The 13,714-nt window shown below is 33.0% G+C and carries 20 protein-coding genes; 6 read left to right on the plus strand and 14 right to left on the minus strand.

Annotated elements, in window-relative coordinates; translation table 11 throughout:
* Positions 1–124: 124 nt before the first annotated feature.
* A complete protein-coding gene (locus tag QW060_RS10085; RefSeq protein WP_290363452.1) occupies positions 125–913 on the plus strand; it encodes an alpha/beta fold hydrolase in 789 nt (262 codons plus the stop codon).
* 52 nt (positions 914–965) lie between these two features.
* Here QW060_RS10085 and QW060_RS10090 read toward each other — a convergent pair whose 3' ends face one another.
* From QW060_RS10090 to QW060_RS10110, 5 genes are all read right to left on the minus strand, one after another.
* Complete coding sequence (locus QW060_RS10090; protein ID WP_290363453.1) at positions 966–1,130, minus strand: hypothetical protein; 165 nt, start codon at positions 1,128–1,130, stop codon at positions 966–968.
* A 12-nt stretch (positions 1,131–1,142) separates the two neighbouring features.
* The gene (locus tag QW060_RS10095; protein WP_290363454.1) at positions 1,143–1,496 is read right to left on the minus strand and encodes an MmcQ/YjbR family DNA-binding protein; all 354 of its coding nucleotides are present in this window, start codon (positions 1,494–1,496) and stop codon (positions 1,143–1,145) included.
* 2 nt (positions 1,497–1,498) lie between these two features.
* The gene (locus QW060_RS10100; RefSeq protein WP_290363455.1) at positions 1,499–1,921 is read right to left on the minus strand and encodes a VOC family protein; all 423 of its coding nucleotides are present in this window, start codon (positions 1,919–1,921) and stop codon (positions 1,499–1,501) included.
* Positions 1,922–1,957: 36 nt separating this feature from the next.
* Positions 1,958–2,695: a DUF6597 domain-containing transcriptional factor gene (locus QW060_RS10105; RefSeq protein ID WP_290363456.1), complete on the minus strand. Its 738-nt coding sequence runs from the start codon at positions 2,693–2,695 to the stop codon at positions 1,958–1,960.
* A 477-nt stretch (positions 2,696–3,172) separates the two neighbouring features.
* Positions 3,173–3,529, minus strand: a complete 357-nt coding sequence (locus QW060_RS10110; protein ID WP_290363457.1) for a winged helix-turn-helix transcriptional regulator — start codon at positions 3,527–3,529, stop codon at positions 3,173–3,175.
* 89 nt (positions 3,530–3,618) lie between these two features.
* Between QW060_RS10110 and QW060_RS10115 the strand changes: the two genes are divergently transcribed.
* Positions 3,619–4,143 carry an NAD(P)H-dependent oxidoreductase gene (locus QW060_RS10115; protein WP_290363458.1) on the plus strand — a complete coding sequence of 175 codons (525 nt, stop codon included), beginning with the start codon at positions 3,619–3,621 and terminating at the stop codon, positions 4,141–4,143.
* Positions 4,144–4,301: 158 nt separating this feature from the next.
* On the opposite strand, the gene QW060_RS10120 is transcribed toward QW060_RS10115, so the two are convergent.
* From QW060_RS10120 to QW060_RS10130, 3 genes are all read right to left on the minus strand, one after another.
* Complete coding sequence (locus tag QW060_RS10120; RefSeq protein ID WP_290363459.1) at positions 4,302–4,973, minus strand: hypothetical protein; 672 nt, start codon at positions 4,971–4,973, stop codon at positions 4,302–4,304.
* Between the two features lie 43 nt (positions 4,974–5,016).
* Complete coding sequence (locus QW060_RS10125; protein WP_290363460.1) at positions 5,017–5,589, minus strand: Crp/Fnr family transcriptional regulator; 573 nt, start codon at positions 5,587–5,589, stop codon at positions 5,017–5,019.
* 92 nt (positions 5,590–5,681) lie between these two features.
* The gene (locus QW060_RS10130; RefSeq protein WP_290363461.1) at positions 5,682–6,119 is read right to left on the minus strand and encodes a bleomycin resistance protein; all 438 of its coding nucleotides are present in this window, start codon (positions 6,117–6,119) and stop codon (positions 5,682–5,684) included.
* A 199-nt stretch (positions 6,120–6,318) separates the two neighbouring features.
* On the opposite strand from QW060_RS10130, the gene QW060_RS10135 reads away from it, so the two are divergent.
* Positions 6,319–6,828: a nuclear transport factor 2 family protein gene (locus tag QW060_RS10135; protein ID WP_290363462.1), complete on the plus strand. Its 510-nt coding sequence runs from the start codon at positions 6,319–6,321 to the stop codon at positions 6,826–6,828.
* Positions 6,829–7,084: 256 nt separating this feature from the next.
* Here the strand turns inward: QW060_RS10135 and QW060_RS10140 are convergent, their stop codons facing one another.
* Together QW060_RS10140 and QW060_RS10145 are read right to left on the minus strand one after the other, a co-directional pair.
* Positions 7,085–7,684, minus strand: coding sequence for a Crp/Fnr family transcriptional regulator (locus QW060_RS10140; RefSeq protein ID WP_290363463.1), 600 nt, complete (start codon positions 7,682–7,684; stop codon positions 7,085–7,087).
* A gap of 20 nt (positions 7,685–7,704) precedes the next feature.
* The gene (locus QW060_RS10145) at positions 7,705–8,052 is read right to left on the minus strand and encodes a winged helix-turn-helix transcriptional regulator (RefSeq protein WP_290363464.1); all 348 of its coding nucleotides are present in this window, start codon (positions 8,050–8,052) and stop codon (positions 7,705–7,707) included.
* A gap of 96 nt (positions 8,053–8,148) precedes the next feature.
* On the opposite strand from QW060_RS10145, the gene QW060_RS10150 reads away from it, so the two are divergent.
* On the plus strand, positions 8,149–8,748 hold the full coding sequence (locus QW060_RS10150; RefSeq protein WP_290363465.1) for an NAD(P)H-dependent oxidoreductase: 600 nt from the start codon (positions 8,149–8,151) through the stop codon (positions 8,746–8,748).
* Positions 8,749–8,904: 156 nt separating this feature from the next.
* Positions 8,905–9,696 (plus strand): DUF4261 domain-containing protein, encoded by a 792-nt coding sequence (locus QW060_RS10155; RefSeq protein WP_290363466.1) that lies wholly within the window; start codon positions 8,905–8,907, stop codon positions 9,694–9,696.
* Between the two features lie 101 nt (positions 9,697–9,797).
* Here the strand turns inward: QW060_RS10155 and QW060_RS10160 are convergent, their stop codons facing one another.
* A complete protein-coding gene (locus QW060_RS10160; RefSeq protein ID WP_290363467.1) occupies positions 9,798–10,643 on the minus strand; it encodes a hypothetical protein in 846 nt (281 codons plus the stop codon).
* Positions 10,644–10,697: 54 nt separating this feature from the next.
* Positions 10,698–11,525 (minus strand): CvfB family protein, encoded by an 828-nt coding sequence (locus tag QW060_RS10165; protein ID WP_290363468.1) that lies wholly within the window; start codon positions 11,523–11,525, stop codon positions 10,698–10,700.
* A 139-nt stretch (positions 11,526–11,664) separates the two neighbouring features.
* Between QW060_RS10165 and QW060_RS10170 the strand changes: the two genes are divergently transcribed.
* Entirely contained in the window at positions 11,665–11,973 is a 309-nt protein-coding gene (locus QW060_RS10170; protein ID WP_290363469.1) for a hypothetical protein, read from the plus strand.
* Between the two features lie 12 nt (positions 11,974–11,985).
* Here the strand turns inward: QW060_RS10170 and QW060_RS10175 are convergent, their stop codons facing one another.
* On the minus strand, positions 11,986–12,543 hold the full coding sequence (locus tag QW060_RS10175; RefSeq protein WP_290363470.1) for a DNA polymerase III subunit gamma/tau: 558 nt from the start codon (positions 12,541–12,543) through the stop codon (positions 11,986–11,988).
* An 80-nt stretch (positions 12,544–12,623) separates the two neighbouring features.
* A complete protein-coding gene (gene dnaX / locus QW060_RS10180; protein ID WP_290363471.1) occupies positions 12,624–13,709 on the minus strand; it encodes a DNA polymerase III subunit gamma/tau in 1,086 nt (361 codons plus the stop codon).
* Positions 13,710–13,714 lie beyond the last annotated feature (5 nt).

Consider the following 13,714-nt stretch of genomic DNA (forward strand, 5'->3'; position numbering starts at 1 on the left):
TTACTCTATCTTCTCGGTGATGCTCTTTTATTGTTTTGTATAATCCTGAATCCTTTGTATATTTATTAAAGGATAGCATCCCCTTTTGAAATGGAAGTATTCAATAAATATTAAAATTAAAAAAATGGAAAAATACAGCAGGTCAACTGATAAAGTAAACATTCACTATACTGAAACCGGAAATGGCAACATTGCTTTAGTCTTTGTACATGGTTGGCTTGGCAATACCAATTGGTGGAACGATCAGGAAAAGTATTTCAATGATAAATATAAAATTGTCCGGATAGATTTAGGGGGACATGGCAGGTCTGATAAATCAAGACAAAACTGGACAAGTAAACAATATGCAGATGATATAAAAACTGTTGTTCAACACATCAAATCCTCTGAAATTATTCTTGTAGGACATTCTATGTCAGGAGCCTATGTAGTTGAAGCAAGTATTGATATACCTAAGATTAAAGCCATTATTTTAGTAGATACTTTAAGAGATTTAGAACAAAATTTAACTACTGAACAAGCAGAAGAATTTATGTTCAGTCATTATCGTACTGATTTTAAATCTGCTGTTGAAAATATACTTCCTCAATACCTTTTTGTAGAAAAAACGCCTGAAAAGATAAAAAAACAACTTCAAAACGAATTTCTTCAAAATGAGCCTGACTTAGCAATAAACACTCTTCGTCCGCTATATGAAATGGATATTCAAAAATTTGCACAACAAATTAATGTTCCTGTAAGAGCTATTAATTCTGATGCTGCACCCACAAATATGGAAAGCAATACAAAATATTTTAAAAACTATAATTATAAAGTTATATCAGATACAGGACATTATCCAATGCTCGAAAAACCGAATGAATTCAATCTAATATTGGATAAATTAATTGACGAGACGCTTGCTAACAACTAAAATGGTTGTATAACACAGACAGATTTTACTATTATAGTATTTTACTTTACGGCTAAAAATCAGTAACGGTTTTATTTTTAGTATATACTACATCAGACAAAACATTTCCGTATTGTTCTTTTAAAACTGCCATTTGTATGGAAAATTGAACGCTTTGGTTTATCTTACTTTGAAAGACATCTTGAAAACACCTTATTATGACAATTAAAAAATGCACTTTACTAAGCTGTTATTCATCGCCTAATTCCTTTTGCGTTTTCTTCGGAAGCCCTGCGACAACTAAGTCATATGAATTTAATATCCAGTCTTTCATTTGTTTGTCGGTAATTTTTCCTGTTGTTTTTACGCTGTTCCACAGTTTCTTGTTCATATAATAACCCGGCATTACGTCACTATATTTTTCTCTTAAAATTATGGCTTCTTCCGGGTCACATTTTAAGTTTAGAAACTTGAAAGTGGTTATGTCAGTTGCACAAAACATCTTTCCTTTAACCGAAAATACAAGTGTTTTGTCGTCAAAAGGCATTTTTTCTTCTGCTCCTTTTAATGACAAACAAAAATTCCTTACGTCTTCTATATTCATAATTAATCGGCTTTTTCTGCAAATCCAAGAATATAACCGTTCAGGTCCTTTACATAAAACTCTTGCATTCCGTACCAAGTCGTTTTTAATTCGGTTAATTCAAGGTTTTTACTTTTCAGGTCCTGATAAAATTCTCGTATGCCCTCAACATCCATATAAAATGAAACGGTTGCGCCAATATTCTGTCCTTTTGAAAAGACAACATCATTTTTAAATGTGTCTGAACGCTGAAACATAAATTCTACATTGTCTTTTTGCATCATTGCGTAGACATACTCTTTGTTTTCTGCAAAAATCTGGTCAATTCCGTCTTGTGTTTCGGGAACTGCCATAATAAGGTTAAATCCGAAATTTTCTACATAGAAAGCAACGGTTTTTCTTATATCAGTTACTTCAAAGTTTGGTGAAAGTTTGCTTATCTTCATTTTGTTTTAGTTTAAAATTAAGTCACAAAGCTACTTTTAATCCATCTTTGATAATTGTAAAAATCGGTCGTCTTTGTTTTGATTTAGTTCTTTTGGCGTTACACCCGTATATCTCTTAATTTCTTTTATGAAATGGGGCTGGTCAAAATAATCGGAATTGGGATTTAGATTGCCATTTGAAATTTCTTCGTATGTAGCGTTGCAACGAACAATATTTAAAAATTCTTTTAGCGTAATTCCAAATCGTGTCTGAAAATATCTGTTTATTTGTCTGCTACTCCAAAAAATTTTTTTTGAAATTTCGGCAACTGTTTTAATGTTCTGTTCATAGACGAAGTCGAACAGTTTTAGTTTTCTGCCATCCATTTGCTTTAAATGTTTTATTGATGTTTCTAAATTATTCGAGACTTCAGAAGCAAATTTTTCAAACTCATCGCTTTTGTATTTCTCAATGCTCCAGAATAAAAAAGGCAAACTTACCGTTGAGTCCAGAATTGATTTTATCTCTTTTTGGAAGATATATTCAATGGCTAAAAGTTTAAATCTGATGGCAAAAAATTTAGTGTTCTTAGGGATTTTTATGTCTTTCGGTTTTGTCCAAATTCCTGTAAGTTTAACATTTGTAAGTATTTCGTTCTCAAACTCTGCAATTAAGTCAAAGTAACCGTCTGGTAGAATAGTATGCTGTACCTCTGTGTTAGTGGTTTCATAAAACCAAAAACACTTCACAAAGTTGTTCAAAAATCCATTTGGTTCAATTTCTCTGTATTTCATTTGCAGTGTAGTATTAAATCTCCTATAAGGGTTTGTGGTTTGGAGATGGGATAAGATTTTTAATTCAAATATTCAATAGAAGCTATTCTAACCCGTATTTTACCCATACATATTAACGGCAGATATACTTCATGGCAAGTCCACAAATAACTTTCTGGTGTATTCTTTGCCACTCCAATTATACCAATAAGAATATGCTAATTTTTCATGATGAGAGTATCCAGGCACTTTACCTGAGTCTTTGTATCTCAGTCCTTCCCATTCTTCTTGAAAAACTATGTTGTTTCCAACTTTCCAACTGGTTATTAATTTGGTCCTAAAAAAATTGTTTTACAATTTCAGGATATGTTAATGTTTCAGCCATCAGGTTGGCTCTTTCAAAAAGAAATATGACTTTCACGTTTTTCTCTTTGAATTTTTCAATATTTAATTTTTAATACCCCGTCAGAGTTTCTAATATTATAATCTTTTCTTTGTTTATTTCAGCTTCTTACGCTTCTTCCCCCAATTTCCCAGTTCAGTAATGATTGGCTTCAGCTCATATCCGATTTCAGTTAGCTCGTATTCTACTCGTGGAGGTACTTCTGCATAAACTGTGCGTTTGATGATTTTATTTTCTTCTAATTTTCGCAGTTGTAAAGTCAGCATTCGTTCCGTTATGTTTGGCAAATATTTTTTCAACTCCCCGAAACGTAGCTTTCCGTTCATAAGATAGCAACAGACAGGCAAAGACCATTGCCCACCAATAATGTTGGAAGCATATACTTCAGGACATTCATTAGATAAAGCCTGTTTGTTAGCAAAATTGGTCGATGTTTCTTTTATTTTTGACATTACTTACATTTTTGTTAGTATCATACAATGGGTTGCCAATCTACGAAATTACAGATATTCATTTACTTTTGCACAATAAAACAGTTAAAATGAAGACATTAATCATCGTTATACACCCCAATCTCAATACTTCAAAGGTCAATAAGAGATTTGTCGGAGAACTAGAAAAATATTCGGATAAATACCAAATCCATAAATTATACGAATTATATCCGACAGGAATTATCAATGTAGATGAAGAACAGAAATTGATTGAAAAATTCGATAAAATCGTGTTTCAGTTTCCTGTATATTGGTATAATTGTCCTCCACTACTTAAAAAATGGTTTGATGAAGTTTTGGTTTATGGTTGGGCATACGGAAGTGCCTATAAATTAAAAGGAAAAAGAATTGGCTTATGTCTATCAACCAATGGAAATGAAGAGGATTATCTGCCAAACGGAAAACACAAATTTACACTTGCTGAATTGACTAATTCTTTCATTGCATCCTTTAGTTATATCCAAGCTGATTATCAATCTTTCTTTGCGTTTTATGGCTCTCAATTTAACGTTATCAGAAAACGATTAGAAGATGAGACCAAACAATATTTAGCGTTTATCGATAATTTGTAATCCAACGTGATAAATAAAAATATTAGTAATAATTATCCATTCCAATATTCAACATTCAGCGATCAATTCTCATGTTGTATTTGTACTCTTTAGCTATTTGGTAAGTAACTATTCCAAAAAAACGCTATAAAGAAACAACTCTTACCATTTAATGAAAGTTAATGTTGGTGCCGTTGCTTTTTTGCAAATAAAAGTAACAAGGCTGGTACTAAAAGCGAAAGAAAGAGTAAAGCAAATTTTACCACGGTAATCCATGCCAATGAACCGGCTACAAATATATGTTGCTTTGGAAATTCCGTAAGGAGATAAAATACAGTGGCATTTTCGAGCATATCAAATCCAAACCATATCCACGGAAGCAGCTTTACTGTTTTAAAGAAATATTTTGTAAGTGCTACCCGTTGCAGAGTGAATTTGGAAAAAGTATGCAGAAATAGCAGCATAGATAATGGAAAAATAAAATCAATAGTATATGTAAAACGTTTGTATACCCGTATTCCTATCTCGGTGAATGACTGCATGTAGTGATATACAGCATCGCTACCAAATATTGGCTTTTTGTCGAATATTTCCAGTCCGCCCAATAACATACTTACCTGTTTGGAGCCTGCGGGAACATTGAATGAATGTGTAATGATAAATACAATAATAAAAATCAGAAAGACGAGCCCCAGCTTTTTTCCACTCATTTTCCCCTCTGCAGATGCAGTACTTGTATTAGTAGTCAGAAGTATTCCAAAAATAAGACCCAGCAAAAAAATTGTGGGTATATAAAATAGGTGTTGAAAAGTCATAACCTTATAATTTTTACCGTTTAATGAACACCTCAAAGAACAGTTATTTTTTCGGTAAAAAAATTGGTCTGCACCAACATCAGAAACGCACGCTATTCATCAGCTTGCTAAAATTGGTCGGGTCTATTGCCAGATAAGCGGCGATGTATTTTTGGGGTACTTGTTGCAGCAAATGCGGACTTCTTTGGCAGAATATCTTAAAACGCTCTTCAATAGTAGTGGAACGAAGTTCTATCTGTCTGTTGATAAGACCTATGGACAAATTTTCGGATAGTTTTCTGAATAACCGCTCTACTTGCCGGGACTTTTCAAAGATTTCCTGTAAAGCAGCATAGCTTAGATAGCTTAACGTACTGTCTGTGATGCACGTAACGTTATACGCTGATGGTTTCTGAAAAATAAACGATTCCATTACCACACAAAGGTTTGGCGGATAGGCAAAGCCCAGAATATTGGTTTTACCCAGTGTATCAAAGTTATACATCTGGATACCTTTCTCAACAAAGTAGATATTGCGTTGTATATCGCCTTCGCGTACAATGTGATCACCTTTTTTGAAGTGCTTCGTCCGGAAATCTTTTGTCAGAAAATCAAAATCGGCAGAGGTAAAAGTTGGCTCCACTCCACAGATATACTCATATAATAAATTCATAATACATCCGGTTATCAAAAAAATTATTACCTGCAATATATAGCATAAAAGAAGGAAAATCCATTTTAGACTGTAATTAATATAGTGTCTTACTATTCCAAGATCTCCCGCTCTCCAAGATATTGCTGAAACCGTAACAGATATCCGTCCGGGTCCTGAATAAGCAATTCTTTTACACCTTCTTCTATTGTATTTATTCTATACCATTGTTCTTCTGGTTTTCTGAAATAAGGAAGATCATTGGTTTCAATTTTAGCAATAACAGCATCGAGACAATCTACCTCAATCTGAAAATTGATTCCCCTGCCTCTTATGGAACCGAGCTCACCAGTAATCCATGCTGTAGCATGATCCTGTTCTAACATAAACTGGGAACCTTCGTATGAAATCAAAGCAAAATCATCTTCCCTTCTCTCATATTCTATTGTAAAACCTAATTGTTCTACATAGAATACTTTAGAAGCTTCAATACTGCTTACCAGCAATTCGGGGATTAATCTGTTAAATTTTATAGTTTTATCGTTGCTCAAAGTAAAATATTTATTGAATTTAGAGTAAAGTAGCTAAGCTTTCAGCTTTGACAAGCAAGCCTCTAAAATATAAAAAGTATGAGTATCACGCAATTGATACGAAAAATATCAAGTAAAAGCTTAACTACAGAAGTTAATCTAAAATACTATTAAACAAATTAGGATAGAATTTGATATATTTGAATTGAATCTTCTAACTATGAAAAAACTAACTTTCCTTTTGGCTTTTATGCTTTGCTTCTCTATTGCTAAAGCACAAAAAGCAGAACAACAAATTGACAAATTAATGACCAGCTGGCATCAGGCAGCGGCTAAAGCTGACTTTAATGGCTATTTTGGATTATTACATAACAAGTCCATTTATATGGGGACTGATGCTACCGAACGCTGGACAAAATCAGAATTTATAAATTTTGCTAAACCTTATTTTGATCGTGGCATAGCTTGGGACTTTACAGCTGTAGACCGCCATATCTCTTTTTCTAAAGATGGAAATACTGCGTGGGTAGATGAAATTCTGGATACTAAAAATATGAGTCTTTGCAGAGGTTCTGGTGTACTGATTAAAGACAACGGAAAATGGCAAATTGTACAATATGTACTTTCTATGACAGTTCCGAATGATCTTGCTGATGATGTTACAAAGCAAAAAACTCCGGATGAAGTAAAAGTTCGGACGGATTTTCAAAATAAAAAACCGCTTAAGTGAGCGGTTTTTTTATAGTATTTTTTGTTGTTACGAGTATATCGAAGCCCAATACTTTTTGAATTGTTATGTCCGGAAATATTTTGTCTGAAGTTCAGAACTCTCTTGAGATCCGTCAAGTATCAATAATAGTATATACTAAATCTTAAATTGCATCTTCCCTATTATATGAAAGGGATCTATAGAGTCAGTATTCTTAATATAATAACGATTATAGCGCTTTTTGATTTTATTCTGAAAAAAACTAAGATGATCTGACTCAAATTTTTGTTGATTTCGATAGCTTATTGCGAATTCTCGTAAGTGTTTGCCTTTCTACGCCAAGGTAACTGCATAGTTGCGATATACTTATGCGATTGAACAACTGAGGGTACTGAGAAATGAAATCAACATAACGTTGTTCTGCATTTTGAAAAAGAAAACTTTCCAGTCTTTGCTGCTGTATTTTGAGCTTTGCTTCCACAATCATACGACCGTATTTCTGAAATTCCGGAATTTCATTGTACATATTTTGCAAATGATCAGCAGTAAAATTTACAATAGCGGAGCGTTCCAGACACTGAAAAGTGAGTGGGCTCGGTATATTGTCCATAAAAGAAGCGTAATGAAAGGCATATTCCCCTTCAGGAATGAAATAAATGTTTTTTTCATTACCCAAATCATCTGTATGAAAAGCCCTGAGCAGTCCTTTTACCAAAAAACCACCATGTTGTTGAATATGTCCGGCAGCAATATAAACATCATTTTTATTGAGCATTGTTACCGTAAGTTTCTCACTGAATATCAAAAGTTGATCTTCTGGCAATTCAGGACATACGGTTTTGATATGGTGTAAGTAAATTCTGACTTCTTCATTCATATCTTGTATGCATTAATGTATTATTCGACCACCTGTATAAAATTGTTATTTTCAGCCGTCTTCTTTCCCCATTCAGCGATGGATTTTAATAGCGGAATAAGTGTTCTGCCGAATGGTGTCAGCTCATAATCAACTTTTAGCGGAGGTTTTGTAGTGTGTACAGTACGTTTTACCAATCCATCCTCTTCCATTTCCTTCAACTGCAGACTCAAAGTTCGCTCTGTAATTACTTTGCATTGCTTTCTTAGTTCACTATATCGTTTTTTTTCAATTAAATGAATAAGAATTACCGCTTTCCATTTACCTCCTATATACTTCATTGTCAAGCTTGTACTGCAGGGATATTGTTTATTGTCTATACTATACATCTGTTACTATCCTTTTTAACCGTTATTGCAAAGATAATATACTATACTTATGTTTGCAACCATAAAAAGTATAGTATAATTAAACTTTTAAAAATTATGAATTTTTTAGACCTTGCAAAACGCAGATACGCAACCAAAAAGTACGATGCTGCACAAAAAATTTCAACAGAAAAAATTGAGACACTGAAAGAAATCATACGACTAAGCCCATCCTCAATCAACAGTCAGCCCTGGAAATTTACTTTCGTTACAGACGAATCGTTAAAAAAACAACTGGCAGCACAATCTTATATGAATGAGAACTCAATTAATGATGTAGGACTGCTTGTTGTGTTCAGTGTGATGGAAGATATTGCAGATTTTGAAAAACGCAATATTTCTGTTTTGCCGGAAGGCTGGATTGCTTTTTATGAACAAATGGTAAAATCAAATGGAGATGCCGCAACAAAATCATGGATGGAAAACCAGGTCTATCTTTCTTTAGGGTATTTTCTGAGCGCCTGTATAAGTATGGGTTTAGATGCTACTCCTATGGAAGGTATTGACCGGAAAGCCTACAAAGAGTTATTACCGCAGAACGGATACAATCCGTTGTTTGCCGTTACTGTAGGTTATGCAGACGCAAGTGATACCATGCATCCGGATGTATTGCCAAAATCCCGTTTTGAACAGAGTGAAATCATTCAGTCTATCTAAAACACTATTCAACAATAATCTTAAAAAGTAAACTGAGCAGATAGTCACTATGTACATCATCATAAATAATGAAATCTTATGTGTTCAGTAATACAAAAAAAACTTTTGTATATTTAGATGAATATTCAATCAAATAAAGAAATACAATAAATATCTATGGGACTATTTAACCTTTTTAAGAAAAAAGAACAGCCAATACAAAATCAGGAAAATAAAATATTACTCGCAATGCCTATGTTTGGTGGAGGCAATAGATACGATATCAACAAAATCACAGATTATTTAAAAAAAAATTGGAACCTATCTGTAACAAGCATGGATGGAGACAATGATACAGCTATTCTGGACATTGATGGAGAAAAAGTTGCTATTGCCTTTATACCCGCTCCTATTCCTTCTCATGATATTGAAGAAACAGCCCGATATGCATATAATTGGCCAACTATCTTGGATGATATCACCAATATGACAGGACATGCTATTGTTTCTGTTATGTCCGGTTCAAAAACTACTGTTGAGCGCTATAAACTTTTAAGCAAAGTATTACACACTATTTTAGTGACTTCTGATGCGATTGGAATTTATCAGGGAAGTCAGACACTTCTGATCCCTAAAGATCAATATGTTGAAAGTGCTCAAAGTCTGAAAGATGGAGCAAACCCCATAAGTCTTTGGGTCTATCTTGGGTTAAGAACATCCGAAGAAGGCAATTCAATTTACAGCTATGGGTTAAAAGAGTTTGGGAAACATGAAATGGAAATCATTAATTCAAAACTTAATCTCGAAGAATTGTACGACTTTATTTCTAATATTTGCGCTTATGTCATAGGTAGCAATGTGTCGTTCAATCATGGAGAAACATTGGGCTATACGGCTGACCAAAAAATAAAAATAACACTGTCAAAAGGACAATTCATCGATGGACAAACTTTAAAATTAGAGATATAAATAGGAATACACACGCGAAATTGATAGGACATTTCAATTTTATGCCTGACATTGATAAATGATGAAAATGCCCCAAAAAGAAGTTTATTTTGGGGCATTTATTATTTTCTTTCCAGATTTAAAAATGATCTGAAATTTAGTCCTTTATCCTCAATCGTTATTTTACCGGTAGAATCATAACGTTTAAAATTGTAATTCTGGATTTCTTCATAAGCCTCCAATGTGTCTATATATATTTTTTGCTGAGCATCGAGCTTAAATTTTATTTTTACAGTTTCCGTTTTATATACCCAGTTTTTATCGAACATATACTTACCGTTTTTCATTTGAGAATGGTCAATCGGATAAGGGACGTTAAGATGAAAGGTGATGGATTTTAAATTATATTTTTCATCATAAACAAACTCTCCTTCATAAAAATTCTCAGAAAAAAAACTTACCGTAGTTACTTTTCCTTTTACCATTCTGTCGAACTGATAATCGGTAATATTATTAAAAAAGTCTAATTCGGGGATGTTTACATATTTTCTCAGCACTATCTCAGTCAGCCAATATAACGGAGAATCATTCCCTGAATAACGTTCAAAAAATTTTTCGTTGAGTTGACTTTTATTGAGATTGGTATTTATTTTTGACTTATTTATTTTTTTGCTGGGTAAATTAATTGAAACATCATAATCAAGTCTGGAATTGACCAATGTATCATAAAAATCAGTCTTCTTAACAGAATCTCTTTTTTCAATAAAAGCTCTTTGTATTACTACATACTTATAATTTGATCTCGTATAATTTTTATAGGTTTGTTGTTTTACATTATTGATGATATCCAGCATGTTTTTTTTAGAAACACGTTCGATCACCATTTCTTCCATTTCAGTATCTTCAATCTGTGCAAAAACAGTCGACGAACAAAACAGAAATAATACTATATATAATATGTTTTTCATTCTCAATCAGATAATTGTATTGTAATAATACAATATTAGTACCACAAAATAGATTTATACCAAATAAATCCCGTCTTCCTTTATTTCAATAAGCTTTTGCTTGTACAAACTTCCGATTGATTTTTTAAACGTTTTTTTACTCATATTTAAAATGGTTTTTATTTCTTCCGGATGACTATTATCGGTCAATCCGAGAAAACCATTATTATACTCAAGCTCATCTAAAATCATTTGAGCTGATTTTTCTACTTTCTCGAATCCTAATTTTGCTCTTGAGACATCTATTTTTCCATCAGGACGAATATGTTTGATATACCCGATAATACGATCACCTGTTCTGAGATCTTCATACACTTCATTTTTGTAAAGAAGTCCTTTATGTTTTTCATTGATAATAACATTGATTCCTAAATCGGTAATGTGTGAAACAATCAAATCTACCTCCTGTCCCGGTTCCAGATCTGTTGACTCGTTATTTAAAAATTGATTTAATTTTGATGATCCTACCAGACGATTTGTTTTTTCATCTAAATACATATAGGTAAGATATCGTTTTCCAACTTCCATAGGACGTGCTTGCTCTTTAAAAGGTACAAACAAATCTTTTTCCAACCCCCAATCCATAAAAGCACCAAACTCATTTACAAAATTTACTTTCAGCAGTGCAAACTCGTTTAAATATATTTTCGGTTCAAGTGTAGTGGCTACAATTCGTTCTTCGTGATCTAAATATACAAATACTGTAATCTCTTCATCAAACTCAAATTGACTCGGAACATATTTTTTGGGTAATAAAACATCTGTTTCTCCATCTGTTAAAAATAATCCGACAACAGTATTTCTTGCTATTTTTAATGTATTGTATTCGCCTATTGCTATCATAAAATCGTTGTTTCCACAAAAATACAAACTTAAATCAGCTAATCCTTAAAATTTAAATAAATTAAATAACATCCTCTTAACAAATCTTTCAATCGGATTTTTGTAATTTGAAATATCATTTAATTAAAAACAAAAAGCTATGAAAAAAATGCATCATTACGCAACAGCCGAAAAAGCATTGCGAGAACTGGAAGAAAAAGGGTATAATGTTGATTTTAACGTTGAAGAAACCCGTATTATAGTTAATCCGGATGATTTTCGAATCAATCATATTTACAGATATGAAGGTATGTCTAATCCCGGAGATGAATCAACTGTTTATGGAATTGAGCAGATAAGTAATGGAGAAAAAGGTGTTTTTGTAGCCGGTGACCTTTCATTTAATGAAGATGGAGCTGCAAGAGTTCTTTTAAACATTGAAATTAACGATAAAAAAAGTGAAGGTTAACCTTCACTTTTTTTATTTTAAATCTAAATCGAATGTTTTAAACAATATATCGATATCAGGATTTTTCTCTTTCAATAAATTGTATTTATCCTCTATGGTAAATGCTTTTTTTATTTTGATTGATTCATTTACTTCAATATGAATTTCAAGATCATAATTATTCAGTTTTTTTCTGAGAAAGTTTACCAGATCATATTTATTCTCTTCAAAACTAATTTTTGATCCTTCATTTGGTAACTCAATTTTTATCAAAGAGCCTTCAATTACCGGAGTAGCCATATTCATGGTTGAAGACATAAGCATTCTGCCGGTTTTAAAAAACTTTTCTGAAGTAAATGTCCAATATTCCATAAGCTTCTCAAGAGTAAATGTTTCCTTGGGAAGGTCATCAGGATTTACATGAACTTTACTCAGACTCGCTTCTAAATCTTTTTTCTTTTTTATACTTTTTAGAGAAAGTGCTGATATTTGTGGCTCATTAGTTGCCTTTGGCAAAATAATTTTTTGAGTAGCTAATTCCTCATCTTTTTCATAAGCTACAACATCTTCCTGTACTTTGTTTTCAGACACAGGAGGTACTGCCGTTGAAGCAGATGTTTCTATATAAACCGGGATATTTTTAACAGAATTATTAAAAAAGTCAGGCGGAATTATGAATGAACCGGATTTTTTTTTTCAGTATTTTGCGTTAATGATGCCAGTTGCATCAAACATAGTTCGACTAATAAACGCTGATTTTGACTGTTTTTAAACTTTAGGTCACATTCATTGGCAATGCCGATTGCTTCAATAAGCACATATTGATCCAACTTTAAAGCTTGTTGGTAAAAAAGATTTTTACTCTCTTCACTCACTTCTAATAGCTGAACCGTAGCCGGATTTTTGCAGACCATAAGATTTCTGAAGTGAGAAGCCAGTCCGGTTACAAAATGTTGTCCATCAAAGCCTTTTGCCAAAATATCATTGTAAGCTAAAAGAAGATTCGGAATATCATTCTGAATGATTAGATCAGTTACTTTTAAGTAATAATCAAAATCGAGTACACTTAAATTTTCTGCAACTGCCTGTCTTGTAAGATTATTGCCGCAATAAGAGACAACACGATCAAAAATAGACAAGGCATCACGCATTGCTCCATCTGCTTTCTGAGCGATAATCTGTAAAGCATCTTCCTCGAAACTCACTCCCTGACTTGTAGCTACTTCTGCCAGATGATTTTTGGCATCATTAATAGTAATACGCTTAAAATCAAAGATCTGACAACGTGATAATATCGTTGGAATGATTTTGTGTTTTTCTGTGGTAGCCAATATAAAAATGGCATGTCTTGGCGGCTCTTCCAATGTTTTCAGAAATGCATTAAAAGCAGCAGCTGAGAGCATATGTACCTCATCAATGATATAAACTTTATATTTACCCGTCTGTGGTGGTATTCTTACCTGATCGATGAGATTTCGGATATCATCTACCGAGTTGTTGGAAGCAGCATCCAATTCAAACACATTGAAAGCAAAATCTTCGTTAGGATCGTCATACCCTTCCTGATTAATTTTTCGGGCAAGAATTCGGGCACAAGTTGTTTTTCCAACACCTCTTGGTCCGGTAAATAAGAGTGCCTGCGCCAAATGATTATTATCAATAGCATTGATTAATGTATTGGTAATCGTTTGTTGTCCTACAACATCTTTAAAAGTTTGAGGTCGGTATTTACGGGCAGATACTACAAATTGTTCCATATTCA

This window comes from Paenimyroides ceti (genome assembly GCF_030409925.1).